1 protein-coding gene is annotated in these 791 nt (G+C 49.6%); it reads left to right on the forward strand.

The genetic code is table 11. The annotated features are described in order from the left end of the window. On the forward strand, nucleotides 1–766 hold a 766-nt coding region (locus EIEH_RS16765; RefSeq protein WP_035610436.1), incomplete at its 5' end, for an IS110 family RNA-guided transposase. Nucleotides 767–791: the final 25 nt, after the last annotated feature.

Consider the following 791-nt stretch of genomic DNA (forward strand, 5'->3'; position numbering starts at 1 on the left):
GCATGATGCTGCAGACGCAGAGGCTATCTGCGAAGCCGTCACTCGACCTAACATGCGGTTCGTGCCAGTCAAGACTCCTGAGCAACAAGCCGTATTGGCACTTCACCGGAGTCGTCAGAGTTTCATCAAACAACGGACCGCTCAGGCGAATCAAATTCGGGGGCTATTGGCTGAATTTGGCATCGTTGTATCCCGGGGGATCCAGCAGTTACAACTACAGTTACCTGAGATCCTGGAAGATGCCAATAACTCATTACCATCTCTATTTCGTGTACAACTGAGTCTGTTACAGCACCATATGACATATCTGTTCGATGTCATCGCTACGCTCGACAAGCAGATTGAGCAGTGCTACCGCCAAAATGCGCTATGTCAGCGTATCAGCAAGATCCCAGGCATTGGCCCAGTCACCGCCACCGCACTCATTGCGACTATCGGCAACGCCAGCAATTTCGAAAATAGCCGACAGTTGGCTGCCTGGTTAGGACTGGTTCCACGTCAGCATTCAAGTGGTGGCAAACAAGTCTTGCTCGGGATAAGCAAACGAGGTGATGTTTATTTACGAACCTTACTTATTCACGGAGCCAGGGCTGTGTTGCAGTCGGTCAAACGTAAACAGGATGCTGTATCGGGATGGGCCAGTCGGCTACTGGCACGCCGAAATAACAACATTGCCTCAGTAGCATTGGCTAATAAGAATGCGCGGATTGTGTGGGCACTATTGTCAAAAGACCAGGAGTACTGTGCAGCAGTGATAAACGTTTAATTATCTGAGTCAATAAGACAGAAAC

It is taken from the genome of Edwardsiella ictaluri ATCC 33202 (assembly GCF_000264785.1).
Lineage (GTDB): Bacteria > Pseudomonadota > Gammaproteobacteria > Enterobacterales > Enterobacteriaceae > Edwardsiella > Edwardsiella ictaluri.